The sequence below is a fragment of the Amycolatopsis sp. cmx-4-54 genome, from assembly GCF_046548895.1.
Lineage (GTDB): Bacteria > Actinomycetota > Actinomycetes > Mycobacteriales > Pseudonocardiaceae > Amycolatopsis.
The window spans coordinates 314122-334379 of the sequence record NZ_JAEBEJ010000011.1 but is presented as its reverse complement, the minus strand read 5'-3'; the positions used below and the strand labels follow the sequence as shown (position 1 = coordinate 334379).

Here is a 20258-nt window from a genome sequence, read left to right as displayed (position 1 = left end):
CCGGACACGCCACGCGTGGAAGCAAGGGACCTTTGCTACCACCCCGCACACGTCACGTGCCCGTGATGAAGCCCTTCACCGAGTTCGCCACCAGCTCGACCGCGATGGCCGCCAGCAGCAGACCGGCGATCTTCGCCAGCAGGGTGATGCCGCTTTCCTTGATCAGCCGGATGACCACGCCCGAGTACCGCATGCACAGGTACAGCACGAAGTGCACCGTCACGATCGAAAGCGCGAGAGCCACGTACGCGCCGACGTGCCCATCGGCCTGCCGCACGAAGACGATGGTCGCGGCGATCGCGCCCGGGCCGGCGAGCAGCGGTGTCCCGAGCGGCACGAGGGCGACGTTGACGTCGTCGCCCGCCGCCTCGGCCTCGCCACCGGTCTTGCCGGTCAGCAGTTGGAGCGCGATGAGCAGCAGCAACAGCCCGCCCGCGCCCTGCAGCGCCGGGATCCCGATCCCGAGATACGACAGGATCGCTTGTCCCGCAACGGCGAACAGCGAGATCACCAGCAGGGAGACCAGTACCGCCTGCCGCGCGGCCTTGGCGCGGAACGCCACCGATTTGCGGCCGGTCAGGCTCAGGAACACCGGCACCGTGCCGGGCGGGTCCATGATGACGATCAGCGTGATCGTCGCGCTCATGAACAGGCGCGCGTCGAAGAAGTCCGTGATCGTCACCGCGTCACGACCTGGTAGCCGGTCGACCGCGCGACGAGTTCTTCGAGCGCGAGCGGGTCGGTGGTCTCGTCGCCGAGATCGATGGTCTTGTTCGTGCCGTGGTAGTCGCTCGAACCGGTGCGCACGAGCCCCAGCTCCCCCGCCAGCCCGTGCAGCCGGACGCGGGTCTCTTCGTCGTGGTTCGGGTGGTCGACCTCGACGCCGGTGAGCCCGCGCCCGGCCAGTCCGGCGAGCACGTCGACGGTGATGGTCGCGCCGCGCGTGTAGGCGAAGGGGTGTGCGATGACGGTGACGCCGCCGGCGTCCGCGATCATGTCGATCGCGTCCTCCACGAGCGTGTCCTGCCGGGCCACGAAGTACCCGCTGCCGTTGCCGAGATAGCTCCCGAAGGCCTCGTTCACCGACGACACGACGCCCGCCCGCACCAGGGCCTGCGCGAGATGCGGCCGCCCGGCCGAACCGTCCTCCGGCAGCAGCGACATGACCTCGTCGGGATCGACGGGGAGACCGTCGGCGGCCATTCGCTCGGCCATCACCCGCAGCCGCCACCGCCGCTCCGACCGGAGCCGGGTCTGTTCGGCGACGATCGACGGCGACGCCGGGTCGAAGAGGTAGGCGAGCAGATGGACGCTGATATGCCGCCCGGTCACCGGGTCGACGGAGATCGTGGACAGCTCGGCGCCGGGGACCAGGGTCAGCCCCGGCGGAAGTGCCTCGGCGGCCGGGGCCCAGCCGGCCGTGGTGTCGTGATCGGTGATCGCGACTACGTCGAGGCCCGCCTTCGCGGCGGCGGCGACCAGCCCGGCAGGGCTGTCGGTGCCGTCGGAGGCGGTGGAGTGGGCGTGCAGGTCGATGCGCATCGCCGCTCAGTATCGACGATGCTCCAGGTCACAGCGACTCCGGGACCTGCGCTAACCGACCTTCTTCTTGCCACGCGCCGCACGCTGCGCCTTGATCATCGAAAAGCGCTCGGCCTGCTTCTGCTTGTCGCCGAAGACGAGCTCGGAAATCGTGTCGTAGAACTCTTCCGGCTTCGGCAGGTAGTCGATGCGGTTCAGCGCCTGGATCTGGCCGGCGGACTCGACCACCATGGTCCCGTACCCCATCATCCGGCCCCACGCCGAACGCTCGTAGGTGAGGTCGGTGACCTTGGTGATCGGCATCATCAGCACTTTCGTGGTGAAGACACCGGTGGTCATCACGAACCGCTTGTCCGTGACCACCAGACGCTCGACCCACCACTCCATCACCACGTACGCGAAGCGCAGGATGATGAGCAACGCGGCATACCAGAGGATGTTCTGGATGATCCACGCGGCGGGCGGCAACAGGTAGGAGACCAGGACGCAGACGGCCAGCAACGCGGCCGTCTCGAAGGTTTCCCACAACAGCACAGCCCAGTGCCGGCGGATCCTGATGACCCGCCGCTCGGTGTCGAGGAGATACTCGTCTGGATCGCGTGGGGCGAACATACCGATAGAGTATCCGCTCCCCCGCTAGCTGAAGACGTTGCTGACGAAGGTGATCACCGATTCGGCCGAGTCACGCAGGAAGCCGATGATGTTTCCCACGAGGCCCGCGGCCTGACCTGGCTGCGCGATCACGAAGAACAGCACCAACGCGATTCCTGCGAAAGTGAGGAGCTTTTTCGCGTTCACAGCGATCAATCCTGTCTCTTACGGTGACTGACTGCGGATACTGACCATTCATTTTGTACCGCACCTTCCACCGGCGCGGGAGGGAAGTCCCGCGCTTGGGTCAGCCGGCGAGGGGAAGTGTACCGTACGGCTACTCTCCGTGTACAGGACAGCCATTGTCAGGAAGCCCGCGTCTACCATTCGGGAATGAACACCGTTTCGGACAGTACGGTCCGCTGCGTCGGCGGCATCGTCCACGATGAACGCGGGCGGATTCTGCTGATCCGGCGCGCGAATGAACCCGGACGTGGCCTCTGGTCGGTCCCCGGCGGGCGGGTCGAACCCGGCGAAACGGACGAAGCGGCCGTTATTCGCGAGATGCGCGAAGAGACCGGGCTGGACGTGATGCCGGGCACACTCGTCGGCAACGTCCGCCGCGGCCGGTACGACATCCACGACTTCGCCTGCGCGGTCGCCGGCGGCACTCTCCGTGCCGGCGACGACGCCACCGACGCGCGGTGGATCGACGCCGGAACCTTGATCGAACTGGACAAAGACGGCCACTTGGCCGAACTGCTGTTCGTCACTCTCCGCGATTGGGGAGTGCTGCCAACCGGGGAGATCCCGCCGTCTTGACACCCGCTGTGCCCGATTCGGCAATAGGCGCGGGGATAAAGCAGTGCGAGAGGTGAAAATTAGCCTTCTCGACGCATTGCCGACATCTCGAAGAGCCGAATGGGGTAAACCGCCGACGGGCCGGCGCGGACCTAAACCGGCAGCCAGGTCATCCGCTGCCCGTGCGGGGCCGTCCTGGCCAGCGCTCGCACGTCCGGCACACCGGCGTCCCAGCGGACGAGCCCGAGCACGGCCTGGTCGAGGGGTTCGGCGAGATCCGTCCTGCCGGGCACCAGGAGTTCCAGCGCGGCGGCGTAGAACTCCTCGCTGACCCACCACAGCGGCCGGTCCGCGGCGAGATTCCGGAGCGCCTCGACGAAGTCGGCCCGGCGCTCGCCCAGGTACGCCAGCACGTGGCTGGTCAAGACCACGAGCGGAGCGTCGGCGGGCAGGGTGGCCGCCGCGGAGGCGAGATCGTCGACGGCGTCGCCCGCGATCAGCTCCGGGCGCTGCTTGCCCTGCGCCGCCGCGGCCGTGCGAAGGAGCCGGATCCGGTCCGGCTGGTCGGCCCAGACGCAGGCTTCGAGCCAGGCGAGTTCGTCCTCGTCGGCCAGGTCCACCGGCGCGCGGTCGAGGCCGGCGCGGGCGGTGATCGTCAGCTTCTTCGGCACCTTCGGCGTGACGGCGCCGGGCGCGAGGTTCAGTGCGCAGTGCAGGCCGACCGCGGTCTTCGCGGGCCCGGCGGTGAGCTGTTCGCCGCCGTCGCACTGGTAGCGGTAGGCGTATTTGTCCATGCCGAGCAGCAGGCCGGCGCTGCAGCCGACTTCGAGCAGCGCGATCTTGCCGCCCGCCTCCTTCGCCGCCGCCGTCATCGCGGGGTAGAGCAGCGCGGCGCGGCGAACCTCGTTGGTCTGCGTGTACCGCGAGGAGATGATCGCCCGGGCCTTGTCCGCCCGTTCCAGCAGGAACGAGCGGAACAGCGGCCACGTCTCCGAGTCCACGCCGTCGAAACCGCCGACGGACGGGTAGTACCGCGACAACGGGTGGATGGGGTCGGCCTGGATGAGCCGGTGCGCCGTCGCCATGAGGAGCGTTCCGCGCGCTTCACCGCCGCGGGCGTCGGTCAGGAGGCCGGCGACGTCGTCGTCCTCGGACGCCTTCGTCGCCAGGTGCTCGTACAGCGGCGAGACTCCGGCCGCTTCGACCGTCGCGAACTTCCGCAGACGGCTCTTGATCTCATCCAGCCCGATGGGCATCGACGCGCTCCCTCTTCCCGTTCGTGACACCCATTATTCGTGCGGGACAGGACGACCGGGCTGTTCACCGCCCCTGGTGTCACCGTACGACCGCTTCGGCACCATCACCTTGCGACGGAAGACACACACGATCGTGCCGTCCTGCTTGTAGCCGCGGGTCTCGACATAGACGACACCGCGGTCGTCCTTCGACTTCGACGGCGTCTTGTCCAGCACCTCGGTCTCGCCGTAGATGGTGTCGCCGTGGAAGGTCGGCTTCACGTGCTTCAGCGACTCGACCTCGAGGTTCGCGATCGCCTTGCCGGACACGTCCGGCACCGACATTCCCAGCAGCAGCGAGTAGATGTAGTTGCCGACCACGACGTTCTTGCCGAAGTCGGTGGACTCCTGCGCGTAGTGCGCGTCGAGGTGCAGCGGATGGTGGTTCATGGTGATGAGGCAGAACAGGTGGTCGTCGTACTCGGTGACCGTTTTGCCCGGCCAGTGCTTGTACACGGCACCGACCTCGAACTCTTCGTAATAGCGACCGAACTGCACCCATTCCTCCTGCACGAGTAACGCGGCGTGAGCCTGGAACGACAGGTCTTCGTGTTGAGGAGTACCCTCGACCATTGGTGTCGGGTCGTCAACGCGACCCACACCACTGCGTAACCGTCCGCCGAGCCGAGGAGGTGAGGAACCCGATGTCCAGTGGCGATAGTCCGCTTCCTAGTAGTCGCAGCGTTTCCGCCTTCACGTCTCGCCTGATCCCCACCTGGCAGGGCTGACGAAACCGGGAACGCTGGCCTAGCCGAGCGGCCCCCCGGCCGCTTGGCCCGTCGTCTTCGCGCATCAACGCACGACGTCTGCCCAGGAGACCCCATGCCTGCCATTCCCTCGCTCGGCGGCCTTCGCGGCCGGAGCAACGGCCGCGCCAAGAGCGTCCCCGAACGCCCGCTGCCCGTCCCCCTTTCGGCGTACGTCGTCGACTGCGCGGTGTACGTGGAGGGCAAGCGCCTGCCCGGCCGCTGGACGCACGCCGAGGCCATCAAAGAGGTGCGCAAGCGGCACGCCGGGTTCGTCTGGATCGGCCTCCACGAGCCCGACGCGGTCCAGATCCAGGGCATCGCGGACACCTTCGGCCTGCACGAGCTGGCCGTCGAGGACGCGCTGGAAGCACACCAGCGGCCCAAGCTGGAGCGCTACGACGACACGCTGTTCATGGTGCTGAAGACCGTCCGGTACGTCGAGCACGAGTCGCCCGCGACGGCGAACGAGATCGTCGAGACCGGCGAGCTGATGGCCTTCCTCGGCCGCGACTTCGTGATCACCGTGCGGCACGGGAACCACTCGGGGCTGGCCAGGCTGCGCCGCGAACTCGACCAGGAGCCGGAACGCCTCGACCTCGGGCCGTCCGCGGTGCTGCACGCGATCGCGGACCACGTCGTCGACCACTACCTCGACGTCACCACCGCCATCGAGTCGGACATCGACGAGATGGAGACGCACGTCTTCGCGCCGCGGTCCAAGGTGAGCGCCGAGCAGATCTACTTCATGAAGCGCGAAGTGCTGGAGCTGCGCCGCGCGGTCATGCCGCTGGGCACCCCGCTGCAGCGCCTCGCCGAGGGGTACACGCGGCTGATCCCGGACGAGGTCCGCTCGTACTTCCGTGACGTCTCCGACCACTTGACGACCGTCGCGGAGCGGGTCGCGAACTTCGACGAACTGCTGACCACCCTGGTCGACGCGACCCTGGCGAAGATCACGCTCCAGCAGAACACCGACATGCGCAAGATCACCGCCTGGGCGGCGATCATCGCCGTCCCCACGGCGCTGGCCGGCATCTACGGGATGAACTTCGACTACATGCCGGAGCTGCATTGGCGGTTCGGCTACCCGGTGGCGATGACGGTGATCTTCGGTGTCTGCATCCTGCTCTACCGAATATTCAGGAAGAACCGCTGGCTCTGACCTCTTCCCGCTTTCGGTAGTACCTGGAGTTCCCCATGCCAAGGATCCTGACCAACCTCAAGTTCTGGGCGCTGGCGTTCTGCGTCGTCTGGCTCGGCATCGTGATCGCGATCATCGCCAAGGACCCCGCGTTCGCCCACGGCACCAAGTAGTGCCTCCGGGCTTACCCTGGAGCGCATGAAAGCGCTGGTGGTCGCGGACGAGGTCGAGGAGCGGTTGTGGACGTCCGCCGTCCGCACCCACCCTGCCGACCTCGTGATCGGCGCCGGCGACCTGCCGTACGACTACCTCGAGTTCCTGGCGAGCGCGCTCGATGTGCCGTGCGTGTTCGTTCCCGGCAACCACGACCCCGACCTGTCCGGCTACACGCGTTACGGCGGGCTGTCCATGAAGGACGGTTTCCCCGCCGTGTGGCCAGGGCCGGCGGGCGGGGTGAACGCGGACGGCCGGATCGTCGACGTCGGCGGGCTCCGGTTCGCCGGGCTCGGCGGTTCGGTGCGCTACAACGACGGCCCGAACCAATGGACGCAACGCCAGCAGGCGCGGCGTGCCCGGCGGTTGGTGCGCCGGGCCCGGTTCCGCCGCTGGCGGGACGGCCGTGACGTTGATGTACTGCTCACGCACGCGCCGCCGCGGCACTGCGGCGACCGCGAGGATCCGCCGCACCGCGGGTTCGACTGTCTCCATCGCACGATCGAGTTGTTGCGCCCGAAGTGGTTGCTGCACGGGCATATCCACCCGCACGGTGAACCCGTGCCGGACCGGGTGGTCGGCGGGACCACGGTCCGCAACGTGGTCGGGCACCGGATCATGGAGTTCTCATGAAGGACACGGGCTTTCCCCGCGCGGACGCGGAGCACGACTTCCTCCGCGCGCGACGGCGTCAGGTGCTGTCCCGGCTGGCGAACTGGCTGCGGCGCGAACCCGACGACGTGAACATCATGCTGCCGTTTCACGAGGTGGTCGACGCGCTCGGCTATCTCGGCGAACGGAAGATCGGGGCGCGGGTGATCCGGCTCGATTCGATCGTCGGCAGCGTCGACCGCGGCCGCGATTTCGACCGCCGCTTCCGCCCGACGTCCGGGCGGGTTCGCGAACGCTGGGAACGATTGGCGCTGGCAACCCGGCGCGGCGAGTCGATCCCGCCGATCGAGGTGTACCGCGTCGGCGAACTGCACTTCATCATCGACGGGCACCATCGCGTTTCGGTGGCGCACGCGATGCGACTGTCCACAATAGAGGCGATGGTCACCGAGGTGCGGACCAAACTGGACCCGAGCGGGATCCGGTACCGCGGCGATCTGATCGTGAAGGACTACCGGCGGCTGTTCCTGGAACGCGTCCCACTATCGGGGCACTCGCGGACTTCGGTGGTGTTCACGGATCCGTGGGACTACGCGCGGCTCGGTGAGCACGTCGAGGCGTGGGGTTTCCGGCTGATGCAGGACGAAGGGGCGTACTCGGATCGCGCGACGCTGGCGCAGCGGTGGTTCGACGAGGAGTTCGTGCCGGTGGTGGCGATGCTGCGGCAGGCGGACCTGCTCGGCTCGCGCACCGACGCCGAGGCGTATCTGTGGGTGGCTTGCGAACGGTACCGGCTGATCCGGACGCACCGGTGGGACGACGAGGTCTTCGAAGCGGTGCGGTCACAGTCCCGCTGACGCGCTCCGCGCGTGCAATGAAAGGTCCCTTCATTGCAAATTTTGCAATGAAGGGACCTTTCATTGCACGCCCCCTACATGTGCACGGCGACCGGAGCACCCTCCGAAGCGCCCTCCGGCGCCTTCGCCGGGGCACCGGACCGCAGCAGCAGCCCGCAGATCACCGCCCCGATGACGAAGATCCACCCACCCCACACGAAAGCGGTCGTGTAACTGTGCACAGCCGCTTCGGCCGCCAGTTGCGGCGAAGGCACCTTCCCGGCCAGGAACGACGTCGACGCGTTTCCGGCCAGCGTGCTCAGCAGCGCGGTGCCGATCGAGCCGCCGACCTGCTGCGCGGTGTTGACCGCCGCCGACGCGACACCGGCGTCGTGCGTGTCGACGCCGAAGGTCGCGACGCTCATCGCGGGCGCCATGGCAAGGCCGATGCCGACGCCCATGACCATCAGCGGGAACAGCACACCGCCGGCGTACGTGCTGGTGGTGTCGATGGCCGCGAGCCAGAACAGCCCCGCCCCGGCGATCAGCATTCCCAGTGACACCAACGGTTTCGCGCCGAACTTCGGCAGCAGGACGGCCGTCGCCGACGTCGCGCTCGCCATCAGGGTGGCCACCATCGGCAGGAACGCGACCCCGCTCTGCACCGGCGTGAACCCGAGGCTCAGCTGGATGTAGAAGGTGAGGAAGAGGAAGATCGAGAACATCCCGATGGCGAGCAGGAACATCGCGAGATACGAGCCGCCGCGGTCGCGGTCGAGCAACACGCGCAGCGGCAGGAGCGGGTGTTCGGCACGCTGCTGGATCACGACGAACGCGGCCAGCAGCACGACACCGGCGGCGAGGAAACCCCATACCGAGATCGCGGACCACGAGTCACGTTCGGCGTTCGCGAAGCCGTAGACGAGCGCGAAGAGACCGGCCGACGCGGTGATCGTGCCCGGGATGTCGAGCTTCGGGCGCGGGCCGTCGGTTTCGGAGTTCTTCAGCAGCACGGCCGAACCGGCGAACGCGATCACCGCGAAGACGATGTTGACGTACATCGACCAGCGCCAGTCGAGGTATTCGGTCAGCACGCCGCCGAGCAGCAGGCCGATCGCCGCGCCGCCACCGCCGATCGCGCCGAAGACGCCGAACGCCTTGCCGCGTTCCTTCGGGTCGGTGAAGGTCGTGGTCAGCAGCGAAAGGGCGGCCGGGGCGAGAAGCGCACCGAAGACACCCTGTGCGGCACGCGCGATGAGCAGCATTTCGATACTGGTGGCGGCGCCGCCGATCGCGGACACGATGGCGAAACCGGCGAGCCCGACGAGGAACGCGCGTTTGCGGCCGAAGAGGTCCGCGAGCCGTCCGCCCAGCAGGAGCAGGCTGCCGAACGCGAGCGCGTAGGCGGTGACGACCCATTGGCGGGCGTCGTTCGAGAAGCCGAGGTCATGCTGCGCCGACGGCAACGCGATGTTCACGACGGTGGCGTCGAGGACGACCATCAGCTGGGCGAGCCCGATCATCACCAGGATCAGCCATCTCCTGGCGTGGTGCGGGTTGGTGTGCTGCGCGGCCGCGTCCCCCGGCGGCGTGGCGACAGCGGTGGATGAGTCAGACATACGGGCGGTTTCCTCACCGATAGTGACGAAGAAGCTATGTGGAGTAGGTATCTCCCCTTTCCGCGCCCAAGGTACACAAGAAGTGGAGAAGTGTCCTCTACTTCGTTTGTTAAGCTGGACCAATGGCTCGGGAACTCGCTCCCGCCGCACCGGCGCGGCCGTTGCGGCGCGACGCTGAACTCAATCGGCAGCGCATCATCGCGGCGGCGCACACTGTCTTCGGCGAGCGCGGGCTCGAAGCGACTCTCGACGACGTCGCGCATCACGCGGGCGTCGGCGTCGGCACCGTCTACCGCCGCTTCCCGAGCAAGGAACACCTGGTCGAGGCCATGTTCGTCGACCAGTTCGAGACGATCCGCGAGTTCGCCGAAGAAGCGCTTCGCGCCGAAGATCCTTGGGAGGGATTCGCGGGCTTCACGTGGCGCGCGGCCGAACTGCACGCCGGTGACCGCGGGTTACGTGAAGTCATGCTGTCGAACGTCTTCGGCCAGGAGCGCGTCGCCGAGGCGAAATCCCGCATGGTGCCGTTGATCACACAGCTCGTCGAGCGGGCTCAGGCGGCGGGGGCCCTTCGCGCCGACTTCGTGCCGACCGACATACCGCTCCTGCACCAGATGCTCGGCTCCGTCATCGAGTTCACGCACGGTATCCAGCCGGACCTGTGGCGCCGGTGCCTCGCGATGCTGCTGGACGGTCTGCGCGCCGAACCCGGCCGCGCCACCCCGCTGCCGCATCCGCCCCTGGACGTCGAGGCGCTGGACGAGGTTATGTGCTCCTTCCGCCTCCCCAGGCTGCGCTAACCCCGCATTTAGTCCTCTGAATGCGTTCCTTGCGCGTGCAACTACCGCAACCAGAGGACTGAATGCGTCAGGGGAGCTTCGGGAAAACGGCGACGGCGACCTCCCGGGCCGCCGCGCAGGTGGCGTCCTCGGGCGCCCCGTCCACCCCCACCACCGAGAGCATCGCCTGCTCGACCCGGTCCGGGGTGCCGGGAATCGGCCGGTGCGTGGTCACCTGGCAGAACGCGCCGGACGTGGTGACCTGGACCTGCCGCCCGCCCAGCGCCTCCGTCGCGCCCGGCGTGGTGTCCGCGCCCACCGACAGCACGAAGCTGACCTTTCCGCGGATGCAGCTGTGCCCGGACAGCGCCGGGGCCGGTTTGGTCTCCGCGCCGGCGGCGGCGTCGAGTTCGTGCTGGTCGAGCGGCGCGCACGGGGCGACGCGGCCCCACGAACGCTGGTCCAGGTTCATTCGCCCGACCTTGCGCGCGCCGATCACCCCGGCCGCGCCGTCGACCGTCGCGTCGGCGATCCGGCAACGGTCGGCCTGATCGGCGGGCGCCGTGTCGTCGGAGGTCACGGTGATGGACAGCCTGATCCCGTCGGCGAAGGTCAGCAGCCGGGTGCAGGCGGTGTCCTCGTTGAACGTCGACCGCTGGACGCTGACGCCTTCCGGCAACGGACCGGCGTATTCGTACGGCTGATTGTTCGGATCCTGCCCGGAAGCGATCGGTCCGGTGGTCACGGTGTAGCGATTGGCACCCTCGACGAATTCGAGGCGGCAGAACTCGAAAGAGGTCAACGGCGGTTTGACCGCGTTTCCGCCGCCGATCACTTTCCGCTGGTCGACCAGGCTGCAGTAATCCAGTGACGAGTACTCCCCGAGCGCCTCGGAAGCGGTCAGGGCCTCTTCACCCGCCGTGGTCGGCGGCGCCACCGCCGGTTCCGGGGTGGAACAGGCCGCGGCGAGGAACAGGCCGCAGAGTACTGCGCTGAGTCTCTTCGAGGGCACCGGAGCAGTATCGTCAAAAGATCGCGGAACACCAGCCCCTACGGGCGAAGAACACAGGGTCCGCCACGTTTTCCCAGGTGAATGCCTCACCGCGATTTCACGCCCTTAAGGGTGCGTTTCGTTCCGCGGTGGGATGCGGTAGGGCCGCCACGCGACGACAATGGGTTTCACACACCGTGACGACCGAGAGGGAAGAACCGTGACGAACCCCGTAGCCGCCCGCCTGACCCGACCGCGCCAGGGCCGCATGATCGGCGGCGTCTGCGCCGGTCTCGCCAAACGCTTCGGCACCACGCCGGGCAAGGTCCGCCTGCTCGCCGTGCTGTCCTGCCTGCTGCCCGGCCCGCAGTTCATCGTCTACCTCGTGCTGTGGCTGGCCCTGCCCGAGAGCGAGTACTGAGCCGGCCTCAGCCGTTGGGATCGAAGGGGATGCCCGCCGGTTTGGCCTTCCCCAGATTGTGTTCGAAGGAGCCGTCCTTGATCGCCAGGCTCGCGCTGCCGAAATCGGCGCGGACGAGCGTGTCACGGATACCGGGCGGGAACCCGTCCCAGCTGACGAGGTCCGGGTACTGCCAGGCGTTGTAGTGGTTCTCCGGCGGTTCGGTCGCGCTCGCGATGCGGAAGCAGTGGGTGCTCGCGCCGTCCTTGTGATAGACGATCTTCGGGTGGGTCCCCTCCCAGGAGACCTTGGAGCGGTCGTAAGTGGAGTAGTTGCCGTGCGCTGACGTCGACACGTACCGGGCCTGGCCCTCGTTGACCCAGACGACGACGTGTTCGATGTCGTGCCGGTGCCCGCAGCAGTCGATGCCAGGGACGGCCTGGTCCTTTTCGAAGTACAGGTCGTAGAGGTGGGCGCACCAGCCGTTGTTGCACTTCGACCGCGCGTAGGAGTTGGTGTTGTCGAGGTCCGACCGGTCGCGGCACTGACCGTTGAGGGCTCCGGAATTCTTGAGCCCGGTGGCGATCGCGCCGGTCGGCGAGATCGCGGGCGTCGGATAACAGCCGTCGGTGTCGTAGTCGAACGCGGGCTGCCACTTGCTGTCGGCTTCGGTCGCGTTCGCCGGCAGGGCCTGCGGCGGTTCGGCCCAGGCGACGGCCGGCGCGAGCGTGGTGATGAGGACCGCTCCGGCCAGGCCCTGCAGGAGACGGCGTGTCAGCTTCTTCGGCAAGGCGGGCGCCCTTCTCTAGGTCCCCGGAGAATTCCCGGTGACCCCATGCGACGTAAACCGCCGAAGGTGGGAATGCCCGATGTCCGAAGTGGACAAAGCGTGACCGGCTCCAACACCGCACACGCGTGTCTGAAGGCGCAACTCGCGTGATTGAACGGCGAACACGACCGAGGTCGGGCCGCTCGAGTGTTCCGGTTTCAGACACGCGAGTTACGCCCTCAATCACGCGAGATCCGGCGCCGGGGCACCTGGATGCGCGTGAAGGCCCCTTCCCTCGGCTCAGCCGAGGGAAGGGGGCCTTCACGCGCTACAGGAAGGAGCTAGTCGGTGTAGGTCAGGTTCTTGCCGCTGGCCCCGTCGAACAGCTTGATCTTGTCCGCGTCGAACCACAGTTCGACGTTCTGGTTCTCCGCCGCCGACGAGGCCGCCGAGAGGCGGGCCACGATCTGCGACTCGGAGCCGGGGACGTCCGAGGAACCGCTGTCGGCGGCGAGATCCGCGAGGTCGGACGACGACGCGGCCTCACCCTCGACCGAGAAGTGCGCGAACTTCTCGGACCCCATCGACTCGAGGACGTCGACGTGGGCGGTGAACGTCGCGCCCTGGCGGGCGGTGGCGTCCACCAGCGCGGCGTCCTCGAAATGCTCCGGCCGGATGCCGACGATGACCTCACGCGGCGCGTCGGCCGCTTCGACCAGTTGCCGGACCCGGTCGGTGAGCGGGATGTCGCCCAGCGCGCTGCGAGCCGTCCCGTTCTCCAGCGTGGCGGACACGAAGTTCATCGACGGGCTGCCGATGAACCCGGCCACGAACAGGTTCGCCGGGTTGTCGTAGAGGAACTGCGGCGACCCGATCTGCTGCACGTAGCCCGCCCGGAGCACGACGACCCGGTCACCGAGGGTCATGGCCTCGGTCTGGTCGTGCGTGACGTAGAGCGTCGTCGTGCCCAGCTGCTTCTGGATCTTCGACACCGACGTCCGCATCTGGCCGCGCAGCTTCGCGTCCAGATTGGACAGTGGCTCGTCCATCAGGAACGCCTTGGGGTTGCGGACGATCGCGCGCCCCATCGCGACGCGCTGCCGCTGGCCACCGGACAGGTTCGCCGGTTTGCGGTCCAGGTGCCCGGTCAGGTCGAGGATCTGCGCCGCCTCCTCGACCTTGGCCCGCACCGTCCGGTCGTCGACCTTGGCCAGCCGCAACGGGAACGCCATGTTCTCCCGCACGCTCATATGCGGGTACAGCGCGTAGGACTGGAACACCATCGCGATGTCGCGGTCCTTCGGGGCCTTCTCGTTGACGCGCTGGCCGTCGATGCGCAGTTCGCCGGAGGAGATGTCCTCCAGTCCCGCGACCATGTTCAGCGTCGTGGACTTTCCGCAGCCGGACGGGCCGACCAGGATGATGAACTCACCGTCGGCGATCGTGATGTCCACTTCGGACACCGCGAGGGCGCCGTCGGGGTACTTCTTGGACACTTTTTCGAGAACGATTTCAGCCATGGGTCAGCCCTTCACCGCACCGGACGTCAGCCCCGCCACGATGCGACGCTGGAAGAACAACACGAACAGGATGATCGGGACGGTGATCACCACGGCGGCCGCGGAGATCGTCCCGGTCGGGTCTTCGAACTGCGACGACCCGGTGAAGAACGACAGCGCCGCCGGGACCGTGCGCGAGGCCTCGGTCGAGGTCAGCGAGATCGCGAACAGGAAGTCGTTCCAGCAGAAGATGAACACCAGGATCGCGGTGGTGAACACCCCCGGTGCCGCCAGGGGCGCGATCACCTTGCGGAACGCCTGCGCCGGGGTCGCGCCGTCCATCTTCGCCGCCTTTTCCAGCTCCCACGGGATTTCCCGGAAGAACGCGGACAGCGTGTAGATCGACAGCGGCAGCGCGAACGTGATGTAGGGCAGGATCAGCCCCGGCCAGGTGTCGAACAGGCCCAGCTCACGTTCGATGTTGAACAGCGGCGTCACCAGCGACACCTGCGGGAACATCGCGATCAGCAGCGACATCCCGACCAGCACCTGCTTGCCGGGGAAGTCCAGCCGCGCGATCGCGTACGCCGCCATCGTGCCGAGGACGACCGCGATCACCGTCGCGATGATCGCGATCCCGATCGAGTTCACCAGTGCCCTGATGAACTCCGTGGTCTCGAAGATGTCCGCGTAGTTCTGCCACGTCCATTCCTGCGGGATGAAGTACCCGTCGTCCAAGGTCTCCTTGGTCTTGAACGAAAGGGACACCACCCAGAGCACCGGGAACAGCGCGAACACCAAAACGAGGAGGTCGACGAGGCCCCATTTGACTTTGCGGCCGGGAGTGACCGCTCCACCGATCGCCATCAGCGCTTACCCCCATTGTCACTGCCGGGTGCGGCCGTGCCGAACACCTTGATGAAGATGAACGCGATGATCGCCACCGTGATGAAGATCAGCACCGCCATCGTCGACCCGATCCCGAGGTTCAACCCCTTGACCAGGTTGTTGTAGGTCTGCATGGACACCGAGGACGTGTCCTGCGCGCCGTTGGTGAGCACGAAGATGTTGTCGAAGATGCGGAACGCGTCCAGGGTGCGGAACAGCAGCGCCACCAGGATCGCCGGCTTCATCACCGGCAGCATCACCTTCGTGAACCGCTGCCACGCCGTCGCGCCGTCCATCGCCGCGGCCTTGAGCAGGTCGTCCGGCACCAGCGCCAGCCCCGCCATCAGCAGCAGCGCCATGAACGGCGTCGTCTTCCACACCTCGGCCAGCACGATGATCGCCAGCGAAGGCCAGTACTCGGTCAGCGGCGCGGTGTCCGGGAAGAACAGGTTGGCCAGGTAGCCCGTGTCCGGCGTCCAGGCGTAGTACCAGGAGAACGCCGCGACCACCGTCACGATGCCGTACGGGATCAGGGCGACCGTCCGCACGAGGCCCCGGCCGACGAGCGTCCGGTGCATGATCAGCGCCAGTCCCATGCCGAGGACGAACTCGATCACCACCGAAACGATGGTCAAGGCCATCGTCGTCCCGAACGCCGTCCACCAGTAACCGTTGGACAGCACCGCGATGTAGTTGTCGAGGCCGACGAACTCCTGCTGCGCCGGGAACCTGAGGTCGTAGCGCTGCAGGGAAAGCCAGATCGAGTAGATGATCGGGTACCCGGTGACCGCGATCATCACGATCGCCGCCGGGGCGCACAGCCACAGCCCGAGCCTGCGCTCGGCCTTCTTTCCTTCGCTGAGAGCGGGTTTCGCTTTCTTGCCCGGTTTGCTCGCGGTCGCCGAACCGGCGGTTTCCTGCACGGTCACGGGATCACCCCCTTCGACTGGAGCGCGTCGGCGAGCTGTTCCTTCAGCTTCTCCCCGGTCGTCCGCGGATCGATTTCAGAAGGCGGGGAAAGGATCTTCGCCATCACGGTCGACGCGTTCTGGTACGCGGGGGTGAGCGGCCGTACCGCGGCGTCCTTGAGCGCGTCCAGGATCGCCTCCCGCATCGGGTACTTCGTGTCCATACTCGGGTTGTCGTCACCGACGGCCGCTGTCGGGTCGAGCGGGACCGTGTCGGTGTAGAGCGATTCGAGCGTCGGCGGGACACCGTCCTTGAGCGCGGAGAACTTCTGGTTCTTCTCGTTGCGCAGGCACAGCGCGACCTCGTACGCCTCGGCCTTGTGCTTCGAAGTCGAGCTGACCGCCAGGTTGTAGCCACCGATCGTGGTCTTGGCGGGCTTGTCCGCTTCGAGCCGCGGATAAGTGGTCCACTTGAAATGCTTCAGCTCGTCCTTCTTGTCCTTGGCGTAGGCGGGATAGACGAACGGCCAGTTGAGCTCGAACGCGGCGTTGCCGCGCTGGAACGCCAGGCGGACGTCGTCCTCCTTCGAGTTGGTCAGCGACGGATCGGTGACCCCGGACGTGGTGACCTTCTTGAGCATTTCCAGCGCCTTGATCGCGCCTTCGTCCATCACGACCGATTTGCCGTCGTCGGAGAGGATCTTGCCGCCCGCCGATTCGACGAGGGTGTTGTAGATGACGACGAGGCCTTCGTACTGCGCGCCGGTGAACACGATGTTCGCCGGTTTACCCTGCGCCTTGAGTGCCTGGGCCTGCTGGATCATCTCGTCCCACGTCTTCGGCGGCGTCGGCGTCAGCCTGTCGTCGTACCAGAGCAGCTGGACGTTGGTGTTCTTGGTCGCCGCGTAGAGCTTCCCGTTCCAGGTGGCGGTTTCGAGCGGCCCCGGCAAGACCCCGGCCGTGGCCTCGTCCTTCGCCTCCCCCGTCCACTCGTCGGCCCAGCCCGCCTCGGCGAATTCGGCGACCCAGGTGACATCCAGTCCCAGTACGTCGAGTGAGTCGTCCCCGGCGGCCAGGCGGCGGACCATCTGCTCGCGCTGACCGTCGGCTCCCCGCGGGAGTTTGTTGTAGACGACCTCGTACCGCCCGCCCGAGGCCTTCGTGCAATCGTCCACAACGGACTGGAAATTGTCTTCGGGCGCGTAGTAGACGTTGATCTTCAGGCCGGCATCCGAACCGCAACCCGCCAGCAGGCCGGCCGTCAGCGCCGCCGCGCCGAGTAGCGAGCCGGTGCGGCCTGGTGAGCGGCCCCTCCGGCTCGCGCTCATCCTCTTCCCCATGAGGCCTCCTCACCCGCGCACGGCCGGGAGCGGCGGCACTAGGACGCGTTGGAGAAGCCCGCGCGCCAGCACCCCGACGTGCTAGTGCTCGGGCGGACACGCTGGAGTACGCGACCGCCCGACTGGTGTTGTGCAACCTATTCCGGGCGATCACCGCCCGCAAGCAGTATCGGTAACGATTCAGCGGACCGCACGGCGAAGAGGTGAACCAGTACCGCCGAATGTCAGTGGTCCGGCCCCGTGTCACCCGGTGGGGCGGCCGCCCAAGGCGAGCTGGGCGAGGAGCTCACGCCCCTGTTCGGCCGAACGCGGCTGGCAGAGCACGTCGTAGCGGCCGGCGACCAGCTGGCTCGCGGAGGAGAAGTCGCGGCGGGACATGCTGTAGCTGATCGCCGCGAAGACCGTCCACGCCAGGATGCCGAGCACGAGCCCGCCGATCATGGGCTGCCAGGCGAACCCCTGGTTGTTGAACATGCCCAGCAGCAACCCGATGATCAGGCCGAACCACGCGCCGGACACCGCGCCCGTCCCCAGCACCCGGCCCCAGCTCAGCCGCCCGACGACGCGCTCGACGAGCATCAGGTCGACGCCGACGATGGTCACGTCGGAGACCCCGAACTCCCTCTCCGCGAGGAAACCGACGGCTTGCTGGGCTTCGCCGTACGTCGCGTAGGAACCGATCGGCCAGCCGGAAGGCGGTGTCGGCAGCCTGGGCAGCCCGCCCGCGGCCCGGCCGCTTCCGCCAAAGGGAGCAGTCACGTGATCACCTCTCGCCCGTCCTGGTCCATCTTCTCAAGGACGGGCGAAAGGCGCGAACGTTCAGGAGCGGGACTTGTACTCGCGGAGCAGGCCCCGGCTGATGATGGTCTTCTGGATCTCGCTGGTGCCTTCTCCGATGAGCAGGAACGGCGCCTCGCGCATGAGGCGTTCGATCTCGTACTCCTTGGAGTAGCCGTAGCCGCCGTGGATGCGGAAGGAGTCCTGGGTGACCTCGGCGCAGTACTCGCTGGCGATCAGCTTCGCCATGCCTGCCTCGACGTCGTTGCGCTCGCCGGAGTCCTTGAGACGGGCGGCGTTGACCATCATCAGGTGCGCGGCCTCGACCTTGGTGGCCATCTCGGCGAGTTTGAACGCGACCGCCTGATGCTCGGCGATGGCCTTGCCGAAGGTCTTGCGCTGCTGGGCGTACTCGACGGCGAGCTCGAACGCGCGGATCGCGATCCCGCAGGCGCGGGCGGCGACGTTGACGCGGCCGACCTCGACACCGTCCATCATGTACGCGAAGCCCTTGCCCGGCGCTTCGCCGAGGACCTTGTCGGCACCGATCTCGTAGCCGTCGAACACGGCCTCGGTGGTGTCGACGCCCTTGTAGCCCATCTTGTCGATCTTGCCGGGGATGGTGAGGCCGGGAGCGACCTCGCCGAACCCCTCGGGCTTCTCGACCAGGAACGTGGTCAGGTTCTGGTGGGCCTTCTCGGCGCCTTCGTCGGTCTTGACCAGCAGCGCGATCAGGTTGGAGCTGCCGCCGTTGGTCAGCCACATCTTCGAACCGTCGATGACGTAACCGTCGTCGGTCTTGCGGGCACGGGTCTTGATCGCGGCGACGTCGGAGCCGAGGTCGGGCTCGGACATGGAGAACGAACCGCGGACCTCACCGGTCGCCATGCGGGGCAGAAAGTGCTGCTTCTGCTCCGGCGTCCCGTGACGGGAGATCATGTGCGCCACGATGAAATGCGTGTTGATGACACCGGAGACGCTCATCCAGCCGCGCGCGATCTCCTCGACCACGAGCGCGTAGGTCAGCAGCGATTCGCCGAGACCGCCGTACTCCTCCGGGATGGTGAGCCCGAACAGGCCCATCTCCTTCATCCCCTCGACGATGTCGGTGGGATAGGTGTCGGAATGCTCGAGCTCCTGCGCGCGCGGGATGACCTCCTTGTCCACGAACTGGCGGACCGTGGCCAGGATTTCGGACTGCACGTCGGTCAAGCCGGCGGTCTGGGCGAGGCGAGCCATCGCTGCTCCCTAAATTCGCGCGCGCCGGGCTCCCGGCGCTGGGTTACCGGTGAGTATGACGCCTGCGGAAAGACCCCGCTATGAGCGCAGTCACGCGTACGCCATCCGTGGCCGGGATCTTCGCGAAGGCATGACACTCGCGACGTTCGCCAGCGATACGGTCCTCGTCTACGAGGGGACCAGCATGACGAATCCGCACGACCCGTACGGGCAGCAGCCGTCCGGGCAGTTCCAGCAGCCCTACGGCCTCCAGCCGTATCAGCCGCCGTCTCAGCAGTACTACGTCCAGCAGCCCTATGTCCAGCAGCCCTACGTGCGGCCGCCGGACCAGGGTATGGCGGTGGCGTCGCTGGTGTGCTCGCTGATCGGGCTGGTCATGTGCTTCCCGGCGATCCTCGGGATCATCTTCGGGCACATCGCGCTCTCGAAGGCCAAACGCGGCGAAGCGGGCGGCCAGGGCATGGCACAGGCGGGCATGATCGTCGGGTACGTCGTCACCGCGCTCTGGCTGATCCCGGTCATCCTGTGGTTCGTTTTCGTCGTGTTCGCGATCGGAGCCGCGAACGTGTCGTGACCCGTCCGGAGGATACGGTGGTGTCCCGCACGAACCAGGGGGCCAACCGGATGAGCAGTTCCGACCCGCAGGACACACCGTCGACGTCGTCCTATACCGACTCGAACACCTTCTCGGACCCGACTTCGGCGTCTTCGGCGTCCGAAACCGTGTCAGGCCCGCAGCCCTTTCAACCGCCGGAACCCTTCACCCCGCCCCCGCCGTTCGAGCCGCCCGCTCCGTTCGAGCCGCCTTCGGCTTCCGCGACGGATCCGGCTCCCGAGCCGGCTTCGGTTCCGGTTCCGGTCGAGACGTGCGGGCAGGCCATCGACCCGCTGACCGCCGAGCCAGTGCCGTCGCCCTACGCGACGCCGGAGCCGCTGGCCCCGCCTATGTACGCGCCCGCGCCGTTGCCCGCCGCGTACCCGCCGCCGCAGCCGTACAACCCGTACGCGGCGGTCGCTCCCCCGCGGTCGCAGGACAACGGGATGGCGATCGCCGGACTGGTGTGCTCGCTCGTCGGGATCTGCTCCTGTGTGACGGTGATCGTCGGGCTGATCCTGGGGCACATCGGGCTGGCGAGGGCGAACCGCGGCGAGGCGGGCGGGCGCGGCATGGCGCTCGCGGCGGTGATCATCGCCTACGTCGTGATCGCGTTGTACGTCGGTTTCATCGGCACGATGATCATTCTCGGGGTGAACGGCGAGCTCGAGTAG

Annotated in this window: 23 protein-coding genes; 8 read left to right on the top strand and 15 right to left on the bottom strand. The window is 67.3% G+C overall.

Going from position 1 to position 20258, the window contains the following annotated elements:
* Nucleotides 1–52: 52 nt before the first annotated feature.
* From ACLJQ7_RS32720 to ACLJQ7_RS32705, 4 genes are read right to left on the bottom strand one after another with little or no spacing between them, the layout of a single operon-like run.
* On the bottom strand, nt 53–682 hold the full coding sequence (locus ACLJQ7_RS32720; protein ID WP_410651994.1) for a MarC family protein: 630 nt from the start codon (nt 680–682) through the stop codon (nt 53–55).
* Nucleotides 679–1542: a PHP domain-containing protein gene (locus tag ACLJQ7_RS32715; protein ID WP_410651993.1), complete on the bottom strand. Its 864-nt coding sequence runs from the start codon at nt 1540–1542 to the stop codon at nt 679–681. Before ACLJQ7_RS32715 ends, ACLJQ7_RS32720 begins: the two co-directional genes overlap by 4 nt.
* A 51-nt stretch (nt 1543–1593) precedes the next feature.
* Nucleotides 1594–2154, bottom strand: a complete 561-nt coding sequence (locus ACLJQ7_RS32710; protein ID WP_276366931.1) for a PH domain-containing protein — start codon at nt 2152–2154, stop codon at nt 1594–1596.
* A 24-nt stretch (nt 2155–2178) separates the two neighbouring features.
* On the bottom strand, nt 2179–2340 hold the full coding sequence (locus ACLJQ7_RS32705; protein ID WP_005167589.1) for a hypothetical protein: 162 nt from the start codon (nt 2338–2340) through the stop codon (nt 2179–2181).
* Nucleotides 2341–2526: 186 nt separating this feature from the next.
* Between ACLJQ7_RS32705 and ACLJQ7_RS32700 the strand changes: the two genes are divergently transcribed.
* Nucleotides 2527–2955, top strand: a complete 429-nt coding sequence (locus ACLJQ7_RS32700) for an NUDIX hydrolase (RefSeq protein ID WP_410651992.1) — start codon at nt 2527–2529, stop codon at nt 2953–2955.
* Between the two features lie 131 nt (nt 2956–3086).
* On the opposite strand, the gene ACLJQ7_RS32695 is transcribed toward ACLJQ7_RS32700, so the two are convergent.
* Both ACLJQ7_RS32695 and ACLJQ7_RS32690 read right to left on the bottom strand, forming a co-directional pair.
* The gene (locus ACLJQ7_RS32695) at nt 3087–4190 is read right to left on the bottom strand and encodes a DUF2332 domain-containing protein (RefSeq protein ID WP_410651991.1); all 1104 of its coding nucleotides are present in this window, start codon (nt 4188–4190) and stop codon (nt 3087–3089) included.
* A 33-nt stretch (nt 4191–4223) separates the two neighbouring features.
* Complete coding sequence (locus ACLJQ7_RS32690; protein WP_410651990.1) at nt 4224–4802, bottom strand: MaoC family dehydratase; 579 nt, start codon at nt 4800–4802, stop codon at nt 4224–4226.
* Between the two features lie 249 nt (nt 4803–5051).
* Between ACLJQ7_RS32690 and corA the strand changes: the two genes are divergently transcribed.
* From corA to ACLJQ7_RS32675, 3 genes are all read left to right on the top strand, one after another.
* Nucleotides 5052–6140, top strand: coding sequence for a magnesium/cobalt transporter CorA (corA, locus tag ACLJQ7_RS32685; RefSeq protein ID WP_410651989.1), 1089 nt, complete (start codon nt 5052–5054; stop codon nt 6138–6140).
* 177 nt (nt 6141–6317) lie between these two features.
* The gene (locus ACLJQ7_RS32680) at nt 6318–6965 is read left to right on the top strand and encodes a metallophosphoesterase family protein (protein ID WP_410651988.1); all 648 of its coding nucleotides are present in this window, start codon (nt 6318–6320) and stop codon (nt 6963–6965) included.
* Nucleotides 6962–7801, top strand: coding sequence for a chromosome partitioning protein ParB (locus ACLJQ7_RS32675; protein WP_410651987.1), 840 nt, complete (start codon nt 6962–6964; stop codon nt 7799–7801). The genes ACLJQ7_RS32680 and ACLJQ7_RS32675 overlap by 4 nt, the downstream gene beginning before the upstream one ends.
* A gap of 74 nt (nt 7802–7875) precedes the next feature.
* Here the strand turns inward: ACLJQ7_RS32675 and ACLJQ7_RS32670 are convergent, their stop codons facing one another.
* A complete protein-coding gene (locus tag ACLJQ7_RS32670) occupies nt 7876–9399 on the bottom strand; it encodes an MFS transporter (RefSeq protein ID WP_410651986.1) in 1524 nt (507 codons plus the stop codon).
* Between the two features lie 122 nt (nt 9400–9521).
* Between ACLJQ7_RS32670 and ACLJQ7_RS32665 the strand changes: the two genes are divergently transcribed.
* A complete protein-coding gene (locus ACLJQ7_RS32665; RefSeq protein ID WP_410651985.1) occupies nt 9522–10199 on the top strand; it encodes a TetR/AcrR family transcriptional regulator in 678 nt (225 codons plus the stop codon).
* A 67-nt stretch (nt 10200–10266) separates the two neighbouring features.
* Here ACLJQ7_RS32665 and ACLJQ7_RS32660 read toward each other — a convergent pair whose 3' ends face one another.
* Entirely contained in the window at nt 10267–11190 is a 924-nt protein-coding gene (locus tag ACLJQ7_RS32660) for a hypothetical protein (RefSeq protein ID WP_410651984.1), read from the bottom strand.
* 199 nt (nt 11191–11389) lie between these two features.
* On the opposite strand from ACLJQ7_RS32660, the gene ACLJQ7_RS32655 reads away from it, so the two are divergent.
* The gene (locus ACLJQ7_RS32655) at nt 11390–11590 is read left to right on the top strand and encodes a PspC domain-containing protein (protein WP_034313416.1); all 201 of its coding nucleotides are present in this window, start codon (nt 11390–11392) and stop codon (nt 11588–11590) included.
* Nucleotides 11591–11597: 7 nt separating this feature from the next.
* Here ACLJQ7_RS32655 and ACLJQ7_RS32650 read toward each other — a convergent pair whose 3' ends face one another.
* The 7 genes from ACLJQ7_RS32650 to ACLJQ7_RS32620 all read right to left on the bottom strand — a co-directional run bounded on the left by ACLJQ7_RS32650 (nt 11598) and on the right by ACLJQ7_RS32620 (nt 18989).
* The gene (locus tag ACLJQ7_RS32650) at nt 11598–12359 is read right to left on the bottom strand and encodes an NPP1 family protein (protein ID WP_410651983.1); all 762 of its coding nucleotides are present in this window, start codon (nt 12357–12359) and stop codon (nt 11598–11600) included.
* Nucleotides 12360–12679: 320 nt separating this feature from the next.
* Nucleotides 12680–13858, bottom strand: a complete 1179-nt coding sequence (locus ACLJQ7_RS32645; protein WP_410651982.1) for an ABC transporter ATP-binding protein — start codon at nt 13856–13858, stop codon at nt 12680–12682.
* Nucleotides 13859–13861: 3 nt separating this feature from the next.
* Nucleotides 13862–14704: a carbohydrate ABC transporter permease gene (locus ACLJQ7_RS32640; protein WP_410651981.1), complete on the bottom strand. Its 843-nt coding sequence runs from the start codon at nt 14702–14704 to the stop codon at nt 13862–13864.
* Nucleotides 14704–15654, bottom strand: a complete 951-nt coding sequence (locus tag ACLJQ7_RS32635; protein ID WP_410651980.1) for a carbohydrate ABC transporter permease — start codon at nt 15652–15654, stop codon at nt 14704–14706. The genes ACLJQ7_RS32640 and ACLJQ7_RS32635 overlap by 1 nt, the downstream gene beginning before the upstream one ends.
* On the bottom strand, nt 15651–16973 hold the full coding sequence (locus tag ACLJQ7_RS32630; protein WP_410651979.1) for an ABC transporter substrate-binding protein: 1323 nt from the start codon (nt 16971–16973) through the stop codon (nt 15651–15653). The genes ACLJQ7_RS32635 and ACLJQ7_RS32630 overlap by 4 nt, the downstream gene beginning before the upstream one ends.
* 243 nt (nt 16974–17216) lie before the next feature.
* Entirely contained in the window at nt 17217–17732 is a 516-nt protein-coding gene (locus ACLJQ7_RS32625) for a general stress protein (RefSeq protein WP_410651978.1), read from the bottom strand.
* Between the two features lie 60 nt (nt 17733–17792).
* On the bottom strand, nt 17793–18989 hold the full coding sequence (locus tag ACLJQ7_RS32620; RefSeq protein ID WP_410651977.1) for an acyl-CoA dehydrogenase family protein: 1197 nt from the start codon (nt 18987–18989) through the stop codon (nt 17793–17795).
* A gap of 184 nt (nt 18990–19173) precedes the next feature.
* Between ACLJQ7_RS32620 and ACLJQ7_RS32615 the strand changes: the two genes are divergently transcribed.
* Nucleotides 19174–19563 (top strand): DUF4190 domain-containing protein, encoded by a 390-nt coding sequence (locus ACLJQ7_RS32615; RefSeq protein WP_410652031.1) that lies wholly within the window; start codon nt 19174–19176, stop codon nt 19561–19563.
* A gap of 50 nt (nt 19564–19613) precedes the next feature.
* Nucleotides 19614–20258, top strand: a complete 645-nt coding sequence (locus tag ACLJQ7_RS32610) for a DUF4190 domain-containing protein (protein ID WP_410651976.1) — start codon at nt 19614–19616, stop codon at nt 20256–20258.